The organism is Pseudomonas sp. ABa2 (assembly GCF_056676075.1).
In genome coordinates, this window is sequence record NZ_CM155239.1 from 4,113,869 (window position 1) to 4,128,603 (window position 14,735).

The window sequence follows — 14,735 nt, forward strand, 5'->3', positions numbered from 1 at the left end:
AACCTGCCCTTCCCGCCCGTCACAGCGATAGCCACATGCGACTGCGTCAGCACCTCGACAACCTGCCGGTCGGCCGCAAGCTGCTCGCCGCGCTGCTGGTGCTGCTCGCCGCGGTGCTGTTGATCGCCAACCTGGCCTTTATCAGCGCCGCCTACTGGATCACCCAGGAGAGCATGGCGCCGCAGGCCCTGCACACCCTCGGCCGGCTGATCGCCAGTCCGGCGCTGAGCAAGGAGGCGCTGCACTCGCCGGCCTCCGCCGAAGCCCTGCTCAAGCGCCTGGACGACTACGCGCCGCTGCGCGCGGCGGTGATCTACGACAGCAACGGGGTCAGCCTGGCGCAGCTGCAGCGCGGCGAGAAACTGCAGGTGCCGTTGCAGCTCAGCCAGCTGCCGCACTGGCGCGAGACCGCCTTTCGCGCCAACCACCTGGTCGAGCTGCCGCACCCCAGCGGCCGCCCCGGCGCCCTGCTGCTGGTGGCCTCCAGCGAACTGCCCGGCGCCTTCTACACCGGCACCCTGACCGCCAGCCTGGCGATCCTGGCGCTCAGCGTGCTGCTCTGGCTGCTGGTGGCGCGGCAGATCAGGCGCCTGGTGACCAGGCCGATCCGCAAGCTGGAGGAGCTGTCGCGCCAGGTCACCCGCGAGGAGAACTACGCCCTGCGCGCCGCCCGCGGCAACCAGGACGAGATCGGCAGCCTGGCCGACGCCTTCAACACCATGCTGATGCGCATGGAGGCGCGCGAGCAGCAGCTCAGCCGCGCCCGCGATGACGCCCAGGCCGCCTTCGACCAGGCGCAGAGCCTGGCCGAGGAAACCCGCCACTCCAACCGCAAGCTGGAGCTGGAGGTGCAGGTGCGCAGCAAGATCGAGAAAAAGCTCACCGGTTTCCAGAACTACCTCAACAGCATCATCGACTCCATGCCCTCGGCGCTGATCGCCCTCGACGAGCAGCTCTACGTCACCCAATGGAACCAGGAGGCCAGCGCGCTTTCCGGCACGCGCCTGGACGAGGCGCTGAACCAGCCGGTGTTCCTCGCCTTCCCGCCGCTCAAGCCCTTCCTGCCACAGCTCAAGCGCACCGCCGAGCAGCACCGGGTGGAGAAGATCGAGCGGGTCACCTGGCACAAGGACGAGGAGCCGCGCCACTATGCCCTGACCTTCTACCCACTGATGGGTGGTGCCGGGCGCGGCGCGGTGATCCGCATCGACGACATCACCCAGCGCCTGGCGCTGGAGGAAATGATGGTGCAGTCGGAGAAGATGCTCTCGGTCGGCGGCCTGGCCGCCGGCATGGCACACGAGATCAACAACCCGCTCGGCGCCATCCTGCACAACGTGCAAAACATCCGCCGGCGTCTGTCGCCGGAACTGGAAAAGAACCGCGAACAGGCCGAGCAGGTCGGCGTCTGCCTGGAAAGCATCGACCGCTACCTCGAGGCCCGCGAGGTGCCGCGCCTGCTCGACGGCATCCAGCAGGCCGGCCAGCGCGCCGCGAAGATCGTCAGCCATATGCTCAGCTTCAGCCGGCGCAGCGACCGGCAACTGGCGCCCTGCCAGCTGCCGGCACTGATCGACCAGGCGCTGGAGATCGCCGGCAACGACTTCGACCTCACCGACAGCTTCGACTTCAAGGCGCTGCACATCGTCCGCGACTTCGACCCGCAGTTGGGCGCGGTGGCCGCCACCGCCAACGAGCTGGAGCAGGTGCTGCTCAACCTGCTGAAGAACGCCGCCCAGGCCATCCACCAGCGCAGCGCGCCCGACGAACCCGGGCGCATCACCCTGCGTACGCGCCAGGTCGGCAACTGGGCCGAACTGCAGGTCGAGGACAACGGCACCGGCATGAGCGAGGCCGTGCGCAAGCGCATCTTCGAGCCGTTCTTCACCACCAAGGAAGTCGGCCAGGGCACCGGCCTGGGCCTGGCGGTGTCCTATTTCATCGTCACCAACAACCACAAGGGGCAGATGGAAGTGCAATCCAAGCCCGGCCAGGGCACCTGCTTCACCCTGCGCCTGCCGCTGGCCCCCGCTCCCGACAGCACAGGACTCTGAACATGGGCTACCGCCTTTCCAAGATCTACACCCGCACCGGCGACAAGGGCGAGACCGGCCTGGCCGATGGCCGCCGGGTGACCAAGGACCACCCGCGCATCGAAGCCATGGGCGAGCTGGACACGCTCAACAGCCAGCTCGGCCTGCTGCTCGCCGAGCTGGCCGAAGGCGAGGCCAGGTGGCCGGGCTTGCAGGAAATCGCCGCGGAGCTGGCGCCCTGTCAGCACCGCCTGTTCGACCTCGGCGGCGAACTGGCGATGCCCGACTACCAGGCCCTGCAGGCCAGCGAAGTGCAGCGCCTGGAGGCGGCCATCGACCGCTGGAACGAGGAGGTCGGCCCGCTGGAGAACTTCATCCTGCCCGGCGGCTCGCGCCTGGTGGCCCAGGCCCATCTCTGCCGCAGCGTCGCCCGCGGCGCCGAACGCCGCTGCCAGCACCTCAACGCGGTGGAACCGCTGCGCGCCGAGGGTCTGGCCTACGTCAACCGCCTCTCCGACCTGCTGTTCGTCGCCGCGCGCCTGATCGGCAAGCGCCAGGGCATCGCCGAGGTGCTCTGGCAGGCGGCGGAGAAGCCGTAGGCGGGGCGGGCGCGGAGCCTGAGCGCTGCGAAGCCCGACGGCGCCCCCCGCGACAAGTCGTAGAAATCCTCAGCGCCGTCCGTTGGGCTTCGGCGCTGCGCGCCTCAAGCCAACCTACGCCGGCCAGAACGCGCGGATTCCGGCGACGCCCTGGGCGCCGATCTGCCGGGCGCGCTCGATTTCGCCCGGGCCGACGCCGCCGAGTAGGTAGGCCGGCCGGTTGCAGCGGCGCAGCAACTCGGCGGCGGCGTCCCACCCCAGCGGCCGGGCCTGCGGGTGGGACTGGGTGGCCTGCAGCGGCGACAGGGTGACGAAGTCCACTGCCAGCTCGCCGGCCAGCGCCAGCTCCTCGGCATCGTGACAGGAGGCGGCCAGCCAGCGCCCGGGCTCCAGCGGCCGGCCGCGGCCGGCGAGCTGGCGCAGCTGCGCCGCGGTCAGGTGCCAGCCGGCGGCGGGAAAGTCCGCCAGCCACTCCGCCGGGCCCTTGAGCATCAGCTGCGCCTTGCCGGCGCACAGGCCCTGGATATCCAGCGCCAGATCACGATACTGGGCGTCGAACAGATTCGGCGCGCGCAGCTGCAGCAGCCGCGTGCCGCCGGCGATGGCGCGCTGCACGCCGGCGAGCAATTGCTCGGGCGTCAGCCCGTCGGGGGTGATCAGGTACTGCTCGGGCAGGCGCGCCGCGGCGACTATCGGCGCGTTGGCGGCGGGGAACTGGTAATCGCCGAGTCGTCCTGGGGCGACCCAGGCCAGCGGCTGGCCCTCGGCGCCATGGGGCTCGCCGGCGAATGCCGAGACCTCCCAGACATCCAGCAGCACCTGCTTGTCCGGGTAGTCGTGGCGCACCTGGATCAGCGGCCGCACCGCCGTCGGGCGGATGCCCAACTCCTCCTCCAGCTCGCGGGCCAGGGCACGCTCGACCGCCTCGCCGTCTTCCACCTTGCCGCCGGGAAACTCCCACAGGCCGCCCTGGTGTTTGTCCGGCGGGCGCTTGGCGATCAGGATGCGGCCGTCCGCGCCGCGAATCACCGCCGCCGCGACATGGATGCGCTTCACCCCTGCACCTCCTGCAGGGCGGCCCGGTACCAGCGCTGGAACGCCGGCCACTGGTAGAGGGTCTCGACATAGGCCGCCGCGGTCGTCGGCAGCACCACCCGGTAGCTGCGCAGGCGCGCCGCCACCGGCGCGTAGAAGGCATCGGCGATGCTGGCGTGGCCGAACAGGTAATGACCGTCCTGACCGAAGCGCTCGCGGCAATCGGCCCAGATCGCGCAGATGCGGTCGATGTCGGCCTGGGCCGCGTCGGGCAACTCGGTCAACGCCTGGTCGCGCGCCAGGTCCATCGGCAGGTGGCTGCGCAGCGCGGCGAAGCCGCTGTGCATTTCCGCGCAGATGCTGCGCGCCAGCGCGCGGGCGTACTCGCCGCGCGGCCACAGATGGGCCTCGGGAAAGCGCTCGGCCAGGTACTCGGCGATGGCCAGCGAGTCCCACACCGGGCCTTCCTCGGTCAGCAGCACCGGCACCTTGCCGGTCGGCGAATGCGCGAGCAGGCGCGCGCGGCTGTCCGGCTGGTAGAGCCGCACCTGCACTTCGTCGTAGGGCTCGCCGGCCAGTTCCAGGGCCAGGGCCGCGCGCAGCGACCAGGAGGAATAGTTCTTGTCGCCGATCACCAGTTGCAGGGCCATGCCGATGCTCCTTGGATTGCTTAAGGAAGGGATCGAGAGACGGTAAAAGTTCGCTCCCCGAAAGGCAAATTCCCGCGCGTCATGGGGGCATGAGGCGCGGGAATAGTGCACAGCCGAGGTTACTCAGGTGCGGTATTCGGCGTTGATCTTGACGTATTCGTGGGACAGGTCGGTGGTCCAGATGGTCTCGCTGCAGCTGCCGCGGCCCAACTCGATGCGGATTGTGATTTCCTCACGGGCCATCACCGCCGCGCCCTGCTCTTCGGTGTAGCTGGCGGCGCGGCAGCCCTTGCTGGCGATGCACACCTCGCCGAGGAACACGTCGATCTTGCTCACGTCCAGTTGCGCCACGCCGGCGTAACCGACGGCGGCGAGGATGCGTCCCCAGTTCGGGTCGGAGGCGAACAGCGCGGTCTTGATCAGCGGCGAGTGGGCCACGGCGTAGGCCACATCGAGGCATTCCTGGTGGGTGCCGCCACCGTTGACCTGCACGGTGACGAACTTGGTCGCACCCTCGCCGTCGCGGACGATGGCCTGGGCCACTTCCATGAACACCTCGAACACCGCCTGCTTGAGCTTGGCGAACAGCTCGCCGGAGGGCTCGACGATCTCCGGCAGGGCGGCCTGGCCGGTGGCGATCAGCATGCAGCAGTCGTTGGTCGAGGTGTCGCCGTCGATGGTGATGCGGTTGAACGACTTGTTCGCCGCGTCGCGCACCAGGTCCTGCAGCACGCCGCGGGCCACTTTGGCATCGGTGGCGATATAGCCGAGCATGGTCGCCATGTTCGGCCGGATCATCCCGGCGCCCTTGGAAATGCCGGTCACGGTGACGGTGACGCCGTCGTGCTGGAACTGACGGCTGGCACCCTTGGGCAGGGTGTCGGTAGTCATGATGCCGGTGGCGGCATTGACCCAGTTGTCTTCCTTGAGATCGTCCAGCGCCGCCTGCAAGGCGGACTCGATCTTCTCCACCGGCAGCGGCTCGCCGATCACCCCGGTGGAGAACGGCAGCACGGCCGCCTCGGCCACGCCGGTCAGCTCGGCCAGGCGGGCGCAGGCACGGCGGGCACGCGCCAGGCCATCGGCGCCGGTGCCGGCGTTGGCATTGCCGGTGTTGGTCAGCAGGTAGCGCACCTCGCCACCCAGGCGCTCGCGGGTGATCAGCACCGGTGCCGCGCAGAAGGCGTTGGTGGTGGTCACCCCGGCGATGCGCGAACCTTCGGCGCAGCGCATCACCACCACATCCTTGCGCCCCGGGCGCTTGATGCCGGCCGAGGCGATGCCCAGCTCGAAGCCGGGAACCGGGTGCAGGGTGGACAGCGGGCCAAGACCAACAGCCATAGAGAGCGCTCCTTTGAGGTGTTCGGTGACCGCGCAGGCGGCCGGGTAGATGGTAAAACGCCGCGAGCGGCTGGGCCGTTCGCGGCGTTGTCAGGGCGGCGACAGCATAGCTGAAGCGCCCTCTACTGCAAGCGGCCCTTGCGGGCCGGCGGTCAGCCGATCTGACCGTGGCAGTGCTTGTACTTCTTGCCCGAGCCACAGGGGCAGGGCTCGTTGCGGCCGACCTTGGGCTCGGCGCGCACCGGCGCGGCGGCCACGGCGACGTCGCCCTCCTCGCCGAGCGCTTGCGGCTGGGCCAGGGCGGAGGCTTCGGCGTGCTGGAACTGCATGCGCTCGGCCAAGGCCTCGGCCTCGCGACGCAGGCGCGCCTCTTCCTCGGCCGGGTCTTCGCGGCGCACCTGCACATGGCACAGCACGCGGATGGTGTCGCGCTTGATCGACTCCAGCAGGTCCTGGAACAGGGCGAAGGACTCGCGCTTGTATTCCTGCTTGGGGTTCTTCTGCGCGTAACCGCGCAGGTGGATGCCGTGGCGCAGGTGATCCATGGTCGACAGGTGGTCCTTCCACAGGTCGTCCAGCACGCGCAGCAGGATCTGCTTCTCGAAGGTCCGCAGGGCCTCGGCGCTGGCCTGGGTTTCCTTCTCGTTGTAGGCGGCCAGCAGTTCGGCGAGGATGCGCTCGCGCAGGGTCTCCTCGTACAGCTTGTCGTCCTCGTCGAGCCACTGCTGAATCGGCAGCTTGAGGCCGAAGTCGCTCTGCAGGGTGGCCTCCAGGCCGGCGACGTCCCACTGCTCGGGCATCGACTGCGGCGGGATGTGGCCGTTGATCGCGGCGCTCAGCACTTCCTCGCGGAACTCGGCGATGGTGTCACCGACGCTTTCCGCGGCCAGCAGGCTGTTGCGCATGTGGTAGATCACCTTGCGCTGCTCGTTGGCCACGTCGTCGAATTCGAGCAGCTGCTTGCGCATGTCGAAGTTGCGCCCTTCCACCTTGCGCTGGGCCTTCTCGATGGCGTTGGTGACCATGCGGTGTTCGATGGCCTCGCCGGACTGCATGCCGAGGGCCTTCATGAAGTTCTTCACCCGGTCCGAGGCGAAGATGCGCATCAGGTTGTCTTCCAGCGACAGGTAGAAGCGGCTGGAACCCGGGTCGCCCTGGCGACCGGCACGGCCGCGCAGCTGGTTGTCGATACGCCGCGATTCATGACGCTCGGAGGCGATCACGTGCAGGCCGCCGGCCTCGATCACCTGCTGGTGGCGCTTCTGCCACTCGGCCTTGATCTGCGCGATCTGCTCGTCGGTGGGGTTCTCCAGGGCGGCGACTTCCACCTCCCAGTTACCGCCGAGGAGGATGTCGGTACCGCGACCGGCCATGTTGGTGGCGATGGTCACCGCGCCGGGACGCCCGGCCTGGGCGATGATCTCGGCTTCCTTGTCGTGGTACTTGGCGTTGAGCACCTTGTGCTCGATCTTTTCCTTGTTCAGCAGCTGGCTGACGTACTCGGACGCCTCGATCGACGCGGTACCGACCAGGGTCGGCCGGCCCAGGGCCTGGCATTCCTTGATGTCGGCGATGATCGCCTGGTACTTCTCCTCCTGGGTCAGGTAGACCAGGTCGTTGAAGTCCTTACGGGCGACGGCCTTGTTGGTGGGGATCACCACCACGTCGAGGCCGTAGATCTGACGGAACTCGAAGGCCTCGGTGTCGGCGGTACCGGTCATGCCGGACAGCTTGTTGTATAGGCGGAAGTAGTTCTGGAAGGTGGTCGAGGCAAGGGTCTGGCTCTCGGCCTGGATGTTCACCCCTTCCTTGGCCTCGATGGCCTGGTGCAGGCCTTCGGACAGGCGACGGCCGGGCATGGTGCGGCCGGTGTGCTCGTCGATCAGGATCACCTGGCCGTTCTGCACTATGTATTCGATGTTGCGGTGGAACAGGGTGTGCGCGCGCAGGCCGGCGTAGACATGGGTCAACAGGCCCAGGTTGTGCGCCGAATAGAGGCTCTCGCCCTCGGCCAGCAGGCCGGCGTCGGTGAGCATTTCCTCGACGTACTGGTGGCCCTGCTCGTTGAGTTCGACCTGGCGCGACTTCTCGTCGACCTTGTAGTGGCCTTCCTGAGTGACCACGCCTTCCTCTTCCTCGATGTGCTGCTTGAGGCGCGGGATCAGCTTGTTGATCTCGATGTACAGCTTGGAGCTGTCCTCGGCCTGACCGGAGATGATCAGCGGGGTACGCGCCTCGTCGATGAGGATGGAGTCGACTTCGTCGATCACGGCGAAGTTCAGCTCGCGCTGGAACTTGTCCTCCAGGCTGAAGGCCATGTTGTCGCGCAGGTAGTCGAACCCGAATTCGTTGTTGGTGCCGTAGGTGATGTCGGCGGCATAGGCGGCGCGCTTCTCTTCCGGCGGCTGGAAGGGGGTGACGATGCCCACCGACAGGCCGAGGAACTCGTACAGCGGCCTCATCCAGTTGGCGTCGCGGCGGGCCAGGTATTCGTTGACCGTGACCACGTGGGTGCCCTTGCCGGACAGCGCGTTAAGGTACACCGCCAGGGTGCCCACCAGGGTCTTGCCCTCGCCGGTGCGCATCTCGGCGATCTTGCCTTCGTGCAGGGTCATGCCGCCGATCAGCTGCACATCGAAGTGACGCATGCCCATCACCCGCTTGCCGGCCTCGCGGGCCACGGCGAAGGCTTCGGGAAGCAACTGATCGAGGGTTTCGCCCTGGCCCAGACGGGCCTTGAACTCTTCGGTCTTGCCGCGCAGTTGCTCGTCCGAGAGGGCGATCATCTGCTCTTCGAGGGCGTTGACGGATTGCACCGCCTTGAGCATGCGTTTGACTTCACGCTCATTCTTGCTTCCGAAAAGTTTTTTCAACAGAGGCGCAAACATATCGACAGGATCTTCCGGCGAATGGATGGAGGTCGGCGCAAATCGCGACCTGGCAGCCAGTGTGGCTGCGGGCGAAGGGGGCATTCTACCCGGAAAAGCCGGGGAGGAAAGTGACGTTGTCTGCCCATTGCTACCGCGTGATGGCGCAGGCCGCGCACGCCCCGGACAATCGCGGCGGCGCGGCATGGGCCAATAGGTTGGGGCGAATGCGAGGAATTCAAGCGACGGCGGTTGCCGACCCTTTCAGACGCAACTCACTCGACGCCGCTGGCGCGGGCGATATAGAGCGCGGGATTGACCTGGCGGCCATCCTTGCTGACTTCGAAATGCACGTGATAACCGGTGGAGCGGCCGCTGCGGCCGACCTTGGCGATGGTCTGACCACGCTGCACCAGGTCGCCTATCTGCACCGTGTTGCTCTGGTTGTGCGCATAGAGGGTGACATAACCGTCGGCGTGGCTGATTTCCACCACATTGCCGTAGCCGCTCTTCCTGCCGGAGAAGGTCACCACCCCGGCGGCCACCGCCACCACGTCGCTGCCGGGCTTGGCGGCGAAGTCGACGCCCTTGTGCATGCTCGAACGCCCGGTCAGCGGGTGCACCCGGCGGCCGAACGGCGAAGACATGTAGCCCTGCAGCACCGGCCGCCCGGAGAGGAACTCGGCCTCGCTGAGGCGGCGCTCGCCGAGCAGTTGCTCGAGCACTTCCAGCTGCTGCTCGCGGCTGTCGACGCGCAGGGCCAGCTCGTCCAGCGCGGTCATGAACGGCGGCGGCGCATAGGCCGAGGCGCCGAGGGCATCCTCGGCACCGCCCTGGCCAACGTCGAGGGAGAAATCGAATTCACTGGCGTCCAGTTCGGCCAGTTCGGTCAGGCGCTCGCCGAGGGCATCGAGACGGGTCAGGCGCGCCTGCAGTTCGGCGACATGAGCGGCGAAGGCATCCAGCTGGCGCTGGGCGTCCAGGCGTACCGCGCCGACCTGCTCGCGCTGCTGGTCGAGGGCTTCGGCCAGCTGGCTGTCGGCAATGGGCTCGGCGATCAGCCATTTGGCGCCGAGGGCGGCGCCGGCGCCGAGGCTCAGGCTGAGCAGGAGGAACAAAGCCAGCAGCAGCCAGCGCAGGTCGAGATTGATCGTTCGCGCCGAACCGTGCCGGCCATTGAGCAGGATAATATGCATGGCATCCCCTTCTGGCAGAACCCAGGCTGGTAGCAGGCTCTGCTACCATGACGGCTCTGCAATACTAAGGCCTCCTGCCATGACGTTCCGTCCCTTGCCGGCCCAGGCACCCGCTGCGCTGTTACGCGAAGCCAAGCCCCTGAAAGCGCTGTTCGGTCAGGCGCAACGCCTGGCCCATCTGCAGCGTCTTGTCGAAAGCCAGCTGCAACCAGCCGCCCGGGAGCACTGTCATGTGGCCTCCTGGCGCGACGGCTGTTTGTTGTTGATCGTGACCGATGGCCACTGGGCAACACGCTTGCGCTATCAGCAGCGCAGGCTGCACAGGCAGCTGCAAGCGTTGGAAGAGTTCGCGACCTTAACGAAAATCCTGTTCAAGGTGCAACCGCAAAGCGGCGCGAGTCGTGCGCCCGGTCGCACAATTCACCTCTCCGCCAGCGCCGCGCAGAGCATCCAGGCCGGCGCCGAAGGTATCCGCGATCCCAGGCTGCGCGCGGCTCTCGAGCGCCTGGCCAGCCATACCAAGGACGCCGAATAAGCGACCAAGACCGCTCGTCGAAAGAACCAGGCAAAAAAGAGGCCACCCTAGGGTGGCCACTAATTTTGAAGCGAGAAAGAGAGGTCGAACTACACCGCCGCAACCGGGCGCATGTAGGAGATCGGCGCGAGCTTGGCGTCCTCGAAGGTCACCATTTCCCAGGCATCGGTCTGCTCGATCAGGGTGCGCAGCAGGCGATTGTTGAGCGCGTGCCCCGATTTGAAGCCCCTGAACTCGCCGATCAGGCTGTTGCCCAGCAGGTACAGGTCGCCGATGGCGTCGAGAATCTTGTGCTTGACGAACTCGTCCTCGTAACGCAGGCCGTCTTCGTTGAGCACGCGGTACTCGTCGACCACGATGGCGTTCTCCACGCTGCCGCCGAGTGCCAGGTTCTGCGAACGGAGGAACTCGATGTCACGCATGAAACCGAAGGTGCGGGCCCGGCTGACTTCCTTGACGAAGGAGGTGCTGGAGAAATCCACACTGGCGCTCTGCGTGCGATTGCGGAACACGGGGTGATCGAAATCGATCTCGAAGCTCACCTTGAAACCGTCGAAGGGCACGAAGGTGGCGCGCTTGTCGCCCTCCTCCACCGTGACTTCGCGCAGGATGCGGATGAACTTCTTCGGCGCGTCCTGCTCCTGCAGGCCGGCGGATTGAATCAGGAATACAAAGGGACCGGCGCTGCCATCCATGATCGGCACTTCGGACGCGGAGAGCTCGACGTAGGCGTTATCGATGCCCAGGCCTGCCATGGCCGAAAGCAGGTGCTCTACCGTATCCACCTTGACATCACCATTGACCAGCGTGGTCGACATGGTGGTTTCACCGACATTCCCGGCCAGCGCGCGGATTTCCACCACGGGGTCGAGGTCGGTACGACGGAACACGATGCCGCTGTCCACCGGAGCCGGCTTCAGGGTCAGGTAAACCTTTTCCCCCGAGTGCAGGCCGACGCCGGTGGCACGGATGATGTTCTTCAGGGTGCGTTGTCTGATCATGGCTTTGGCCGCTATATCGCTAGTTGCGAACTGTTTTCAACAATGGCCGGGGATGATAGCAGAACCGGCCTTTGCTGAACACCAATCACCCTTATACTCCTGATACATTCCATCAATCGGCCTGACGACGCAGGAACGCCGGAATATCCAGGTAATCGAGATCGTCCTGGGTATTGAGCTTGGCCGCGGTCGCCGCGCCGCCGTGGCTCTGGCGCTGCACGGTGGGACGCTCGTAGTCCTTGTAGTTGACCGACTGCTCGCTGCGCGGCTGCGCGGCGGACTGCTGGGCAACCGGCTGGCTGGCGGCGACCTGCACGGTGTTGTCGATCACCTTGACCGGCTTCTCCATGCGCGCGCCGAGGCCGGTGGCGACCACGGTGACGTGCAGCTCGTCGCGCATGTCGGCGTCGATCACGGTGCCGACTTTGACAGTGGCCTGGTCGGAGGCGAACTGCTCGATGATGTTACCCACGTCGGAGTACTCGCCCAGCGACAGGTCCGGGCCGGCGGTGATGTTGACCAGGATGCCGCGCGCGCCCTGCAGGTTGACGTCTTCCAGCAGCGGGTTGCGGATCGCCGCCTCGGTGGCCTCGCGGGCGCGGTTCGGGCCGCTGGCGCAGCCGGTACCCATCATGGCCATGCCCATTTCGCTCATCACCGTCTTCACGTCGGCGAAGTCGACGTTGATCATGCCCGGACGCTTGATGATGTCGGAGATGCCGCGCACCGCGCCGGCCAGCACGTCGTCGGCCTTGGCAAAGGCGGACAAGAGGCTCGCGTCCTTGCCGAGGATGGTCAGCAGCTTCTCGTTGGGGATGGTGATCAGCGAGTCGACGCTCTCGGCCAGCGCACGGATGCCTTCGTCGGCGATCAGCATGCGCTTCTTGCCCTCGAAGGGGAACGGACGGGTGACCACGGCGACGGTGAGGATGCCCAGCTCCTTGGCCACCTCGGCGATCACCGGCGCGGCGCCGGTACCGGTACCACCGCCCATGCCGGTGGTGATGAACACCATGTCGGTGCCCTGCAGGACTTCGGCGATGCGCTCGCGATCTTCCAGCGCGGCCTGACGACCGACTTCCGGATTGGCGCCGGCGCCCAGACCCTTGGTCACGCCCGGGCCGAGCTGCAACACGGTGCGCGCGCCGATGTTCTTCAGCGCCTGCGCATCGGTGTTGGCGCAGATGAACTCGACGCCTTCGATGTTGCTGACCGCCATGTGGTTGACCGCGTTGCCGCCGCCACCACCGACACCGATGACCTTGATGACCGCGCTTTGCGGAATGTTATCTACTAGTTCGAACATGATCCCTCTCCTTCCTTTCTAGTTGTAACGCCTACTGCAAATTCAGAAATTGCCTTGCACCCAGCGCTTGAGGCGCTCGAGTACCGGGGTCTTGTTTTCGTCCTGGTAAGGACTGCCCACCGACATGGAAACGCCGTCGTTCTGCTTCTGCAGCCCGTACATCAGCAGCCCCACGCCGGTGGAATAAATCGGGTTGCGCACCACGTCGGCCATGCCCTTGACGCTGTGCGGCACGCCGAGACGCACGGGCATGTGGAAGATTTCCTCGGCCAGCTCGACCGCGCCTTCCATCTTCGCCGTGCCGCCGGTCATGACGATGCCGGCGGGAATCAGGTCTTCGTAGCCGCTGCGGCGCAGCTCGGCCTGGATCAGGGTGAACAGCTCGTCGTAGCGCGGCTCGACCACCTCGGCCAGGGACTGGCGCGACAGATCACGCGGCGGCCGGTCGCCGACGCTGGGCACCTTGATGGTTTCGCCGGCACCGGCCAGCTTGGCCAGGGCGCAGGCGTAGCGGATCTTGATTTCCTCGGCGTACTGGGTCGGGGTGCGCAGGGCCATGGCGATGTCGTTGGTGACCTGGTCGCCGGCAATCGGGATCACCGCGGTGTGGCGAATCGCCCCCTCGGTGAAGATGGCGATATCGGTGGTGCCGCCGCCGATGTCGACCAGGCAGACGCCCAGTTCCTTCTCGTCCTCGGTCAGTACCGAATAAGCCGAGGCCAGCTGCTCGAGGATGATGTCGTCGACTTCCAGGCCGCAGCGGCGCACGCATTTTTCGATGTTCTGCGAAGCATTCACGGCGCAGGTGACCACGTGCACCTTGGCCTCCAGGCGCACGCCGGACATGCCCAGCGGCTCGCGCACGCCTTCCTGGTTGTCGATCACGTAGTCCTGCGCCAGGGTGTGCAGCACCCGCTGATCCGCCGGGATGGCCACCGCCTGCGCGGCGTCGAGCACCCGCTCGATATCGGCCGGGCTCACTTCGCGGTCGCGGATGGCGACGATGCCGTGGCTGTTCAGGCTGCGGATATGGTTGCCGGCCACGCCGACGAAGGCCGAGTGGATGCGGCAGCCGGCCATCAGCTGCGCCTCCTCCACCGCGCGCTGGATCGAGGCCACGGTGGACTCGATATTGACCACCACGCCTTTCTTCAGGCCGCGCGACGGGTGCGTGCCGATGCCGACGATTTCCAGCTGGCCGTCGGCCGTCACCTCGCCCACCAGCGCCACCACCTTGGAGGTGCCGATGTCCAGGCCGACGATCATCTTGCCGCTCTGCGCGCTATTCATTGTGCTGCCTCTCCTCAATTCACTTTCTGCTCGGCCGCGGCCGGCTCCACCGGCTCGCGCCAGGCCACGGCCAGGCCGTTGGCGTAGCGCAAGTCGATGCGCGCGATGTTCGCGCTCTGTTCTTTCAGTTCCCGCTCGTATATGGCGGCGAACCGACGCATTTTTTCCACCACGTGATCGCGCCCCAGCAGCAGCTCGATGCGTTGGCCGCTGGCGTTCTCGGTGGCCGAGAGGAACCAGCTGCCGCGCTCGCGCAATTGCAGGCCGACCACGGTAAAACCCAGCGGCCGCAGCAGCTGGCTGAGCATCTGGTACTGCTGCATCACCCTGGGCTGCGCGCGCTTGGGGCCGGACAGCTGCGGCAGGTGCTGATAGTGGTTCAGCTCCTGCGGGGCGAACGCCTGGCCCTGGTTGTTGAGCAGCGCCTCGTCGCCCCAACGGGCGATCGGCAGTTGCTCCTCCAGGCGCACGTCGACCTGGTCCGGCCACACCCGGCGCACCTCGGCGTGGGCGATCCAGGGCATCTGCTCCAGCTCTTCGCGCATGCCGCGCAGGTCGACGCTGAAGAAGCTGGCCTCGATATAGGGGGCGATGCGCCGCTGCACCGCCTGCTGGCTGACATAGGCCAGATCGCCCTGCACGCTGACCTTGGCGATGGGCCGGTCGGCATAGGGCAGCAGACGCAACGCGCCCTCGTAGGCGCCGAAGCCCAAGCCCACCAGCAGCAGCGGCCAGGCCAGACGCCCCAGCCAGGAAAAATCCGCCTTGGGCAGGCGCAGGCGCACCGGCTCCTTGGCCACCAGACGGCTGGCGCCACGCGGCGCGGGCTTGCCGCGCAGCGGCGCCCTCAGCGAGTCCTGGTGACGCACGGCCGTGACCATT

At 66.8% G+C, this 14,735-nt stretch carries 12 protein-coding genes; 3 read left to right on the forward strand and 9 right to left on the reverse strand.

The window, feature by feature from the left end; all coding sequences use genetic code 11:
- The first annotated feature begins 35 nt into the window (after nt 1-35).
- Both AC1G9C_RS20105 and AC1G9C_RS20110 read left to right on the forward strand, forming a co-directional pair.
- Entirely contained in the window at nt 36-2,054 is a 2,019-nt protein-coding gene (locus AC1G9C_RS20105) for a HAMP domain-containing sensor histidine kinase (protein ID WP_021446057.1), read from the forward strand.
- A 2-nt stretch (nt 2,055-2,056) separates the two neighbouring features.
- A complete protein-coding gene (locus AC1G9C_RS20110; protein ID WP_480408606.1) occupies nt 2,057-2,632 on the forward strand; it encodes a cob(I)yrinic acid a,c-diamide adenosyltransferase in 576 nt (191 codons plus the stop codon).
- A gap of 114 nt (nt 2,633-2,746) precedes the next feature.
- Here AC1G9C_RS20110 and AC1G9C_RS20115 read toward each other — a convergent pair whose 3' ends face one another.
- From AC1G9C_RS20115 to AC1G9C_RS20135, 5 genes are all read right to left on the reverse strand, one after another.
- Complete coding sequence (locus tag AC1G9C_RS20115) at nt 2,747-3,688, reverse strand: Nudix family hydrolase (RefSeq protein WP_480408607.1); 942 nt, start codon at nt 3,686-3,688, stop codon at nt 2,747-2,749.
- A complete protein-coding gene (locus AC1G9C_RS20120; RefSeq protein WP_021445038.1) occupies nt 3,685-4,317 on the reverse strand; it encodes a glutathione S-transferase family protein in 633 nt (210 codons plus the stop codon). The genes AC1G9C_RS20115 and AC1G9C_RS20120 overlap by 4 nt, the downstream gene beginning before the upstream one ends.
- A 123-nt stretch (nt 4,318-4,440) precedes the next feature.
- Nucleotides 4,441-5,658, reverse strand: coding sequence for a bifunctional glutamate N-acetyltransferase/amino-acid acetyltransferase ArgJ (gene argJ / locus AC1G9C_RS20125; protein WP_480408608.1), 1,218 nt, complete (start codon nt 5,656-5,658; stop codon nt 4,441-4,443).
- Nucleotides 5,659-5,810: 152 nt separating this feature from the next.
- Nucleotides 5,811-8,546, reverse strand: a complete 2,736-nt coding sequence (gene secA / locus AC1G9C_RS20130; RefSeq protein ID WP_122108226.1) for a preprotein translocase subunit SecA — start codon at nt 8,544-8,546, stop codon at nt 5,811-5,813.
- Between the two features lie 254 nt (nt 8,547-8,800).
- Nucleotides 8,801-9,721, reverse strand: coding sequence for a M23 family metallopeptidase (locus AC1G9C_RS20135; protein WP_021442014.1), 921 nt, complete (start codon nt 9,719-9,721; stop codon nt 8,801-8,803).
- A gap of 79 nt (nt 9,722-9,800) precedes the next feature.
- Here AC1G9C_RS20135 and AC1G9C_RS20140 point away from each other — a divergent pair, with 79 nt between their 5' ends.
- Nucleotides 9,801-10,256, forward strand: coding sequence for a DUF721 domain-containing protein (locus tag AC1G9C_RS20140; protein ID WP_122108224.1), 456 nt, complete (start codon nt 9,801-9,803; stop codon nt 10,254-10,256).
- A gap of 89 nt (nt 10,257-10,345) precedes the next feature.
- Here AC1G9C_RS20140 and lpxC read toward each other — a convergent pair whose 3' ends face one another.
- The 4 genes from lpxC to AC1G9C_RS20160 all read right to left on the reverse strand — a co-directional run bounded on the left by lpxC (nt 10,346) and on the right by AC1G9C_RS20160 (nt 14,734).
- Nucleotides 10,346-11,257 (reverse strand): UDP-3-O-acyl-N-acetylglucosamine deacetylase, encoded by a 912-nt coding sequence (gene lpxC / locus AC1G9C_RS20145; protein WP_021442017.1) that lies wholly within the window; start codon nt 11,255-11,257, stop codon nt 10,346-10,348.
- Nucleotides 11,258-11,369: 112 nt separating this feature from the next.
- Nucleotides 11,370-12,563, reverse strand: coding sequence for a cell division protein FtsZ (gene ftsZ, locus AC1G9C_RS20150; protein WP_021442018.1), 1,194 nt, complete (start codon nt 12,561-12,563; stop codon nt 11,370-11,372).
- 42 nt (nt 12,564-12,605) lie between these two features.
- Entirely contained in the window at nt 12,606-13,853 is a 1,248-nt protein-coding gene (gene ftsA, locus AC1G9C_RS20155) for a cell division protein FtsA (RefSeq protein ID WP_021442019.1), read from the reverse strand.
- Between the two features lie 14 nt (nt 13,854-13,867).
- A complete protein-coding gene (locus tag AC1G9C_RS20160) occupies nt 13,868-14,734 on the reverse strand; it encodes a cell division protein FtsQ/DivIB (protein ID WP_480408609.1) in 867 nt (288 codons plus the stop codon).
- Between the last annotated feature and the right edge of the window lies 1 nt (nt 14,735).

Excerpts from the sequence above, each read along its gene's own strand:
- AC1G9C_RS20105 (WP_021446057.1), top strand. The coding sequence starts at position 36 with ATGCGACTGCGTCAGCACCTCGACAACCTGCCGGTCGGCCGCAAGCTG.
- ftsA (WP_021442019.1), bottom strand. The coding sequence starts at position 13,853 with ATGAATAGCGCGCAGAGCGGCAAGATGATCGTCGGCCTGGACATCGGC.
- secA (WP_122108226.1), bottom strand. The coding sequence starts at position 8,546 with ATGTTTGCGCCTCTGTTGAAAAAACTTTTCGGAAGCAAGAATGAGCGT.
- argJ (WP_480408608.1), bottom strand. The coding sequence starts at position 5,658 with ATGGCTGTTGGTCTTGGCCCGCTGTCCACCCTGCACCCGGTTCCCGGC.
- lpxC (WP_021442017.1), bottom strand. The coding sequence starts at position 11,257 with ATGATCAGACAACGCACCCTGAAGAACATCATCCGTGCCACCGGCGTC.
- AC1G9C_RS20120 (WP_021445038.1), bottom strand. The coding sequence starts at position 4,317 with ATGGCCCTGCAACTGGTGATCGGCGACAAGAACTATTCCTCCTGGTCG.
- AC1G9C_RS20140 (WP_122108224.1), top strand. The coding sequence starts at position 9,801 with ATGACGTTCCGTCCCTTGCCGGCCCAGGCACCCGCTGCGCTGTTACGC.
- ftsZ (WP_021442018.1), bottom strand. The coding sequence starts at position 12,563 with ATGTTCGAACTAGTAGATAACATTCCGCAAAGCGCGGTCATCAAGGTC.
- AC1G9C_RS20135 (WP_021442014.1), bottom strand. The coding sequence starts at position 9,721 with ATGCATATTATCCTGCTCAATGGCCGGCACGGTTCGGCGCGAACGATC.
- AC1G9C_RS20160 (WP_480408609.1), bottom strand. The coding sequence starts at position 14,734 with ATGGTCACGGCCGTGCGTCACCAGGACTCGCTGAGGGCGCCGCTGCGC.
- AC1G9C_RS20110 (WP_480408606.1), top strand. The coding sequence starts at position 2,057 with ATGGGCTACCGCCTTTCCAAGATCTACACCCGCACCGGCGACAAGGGC.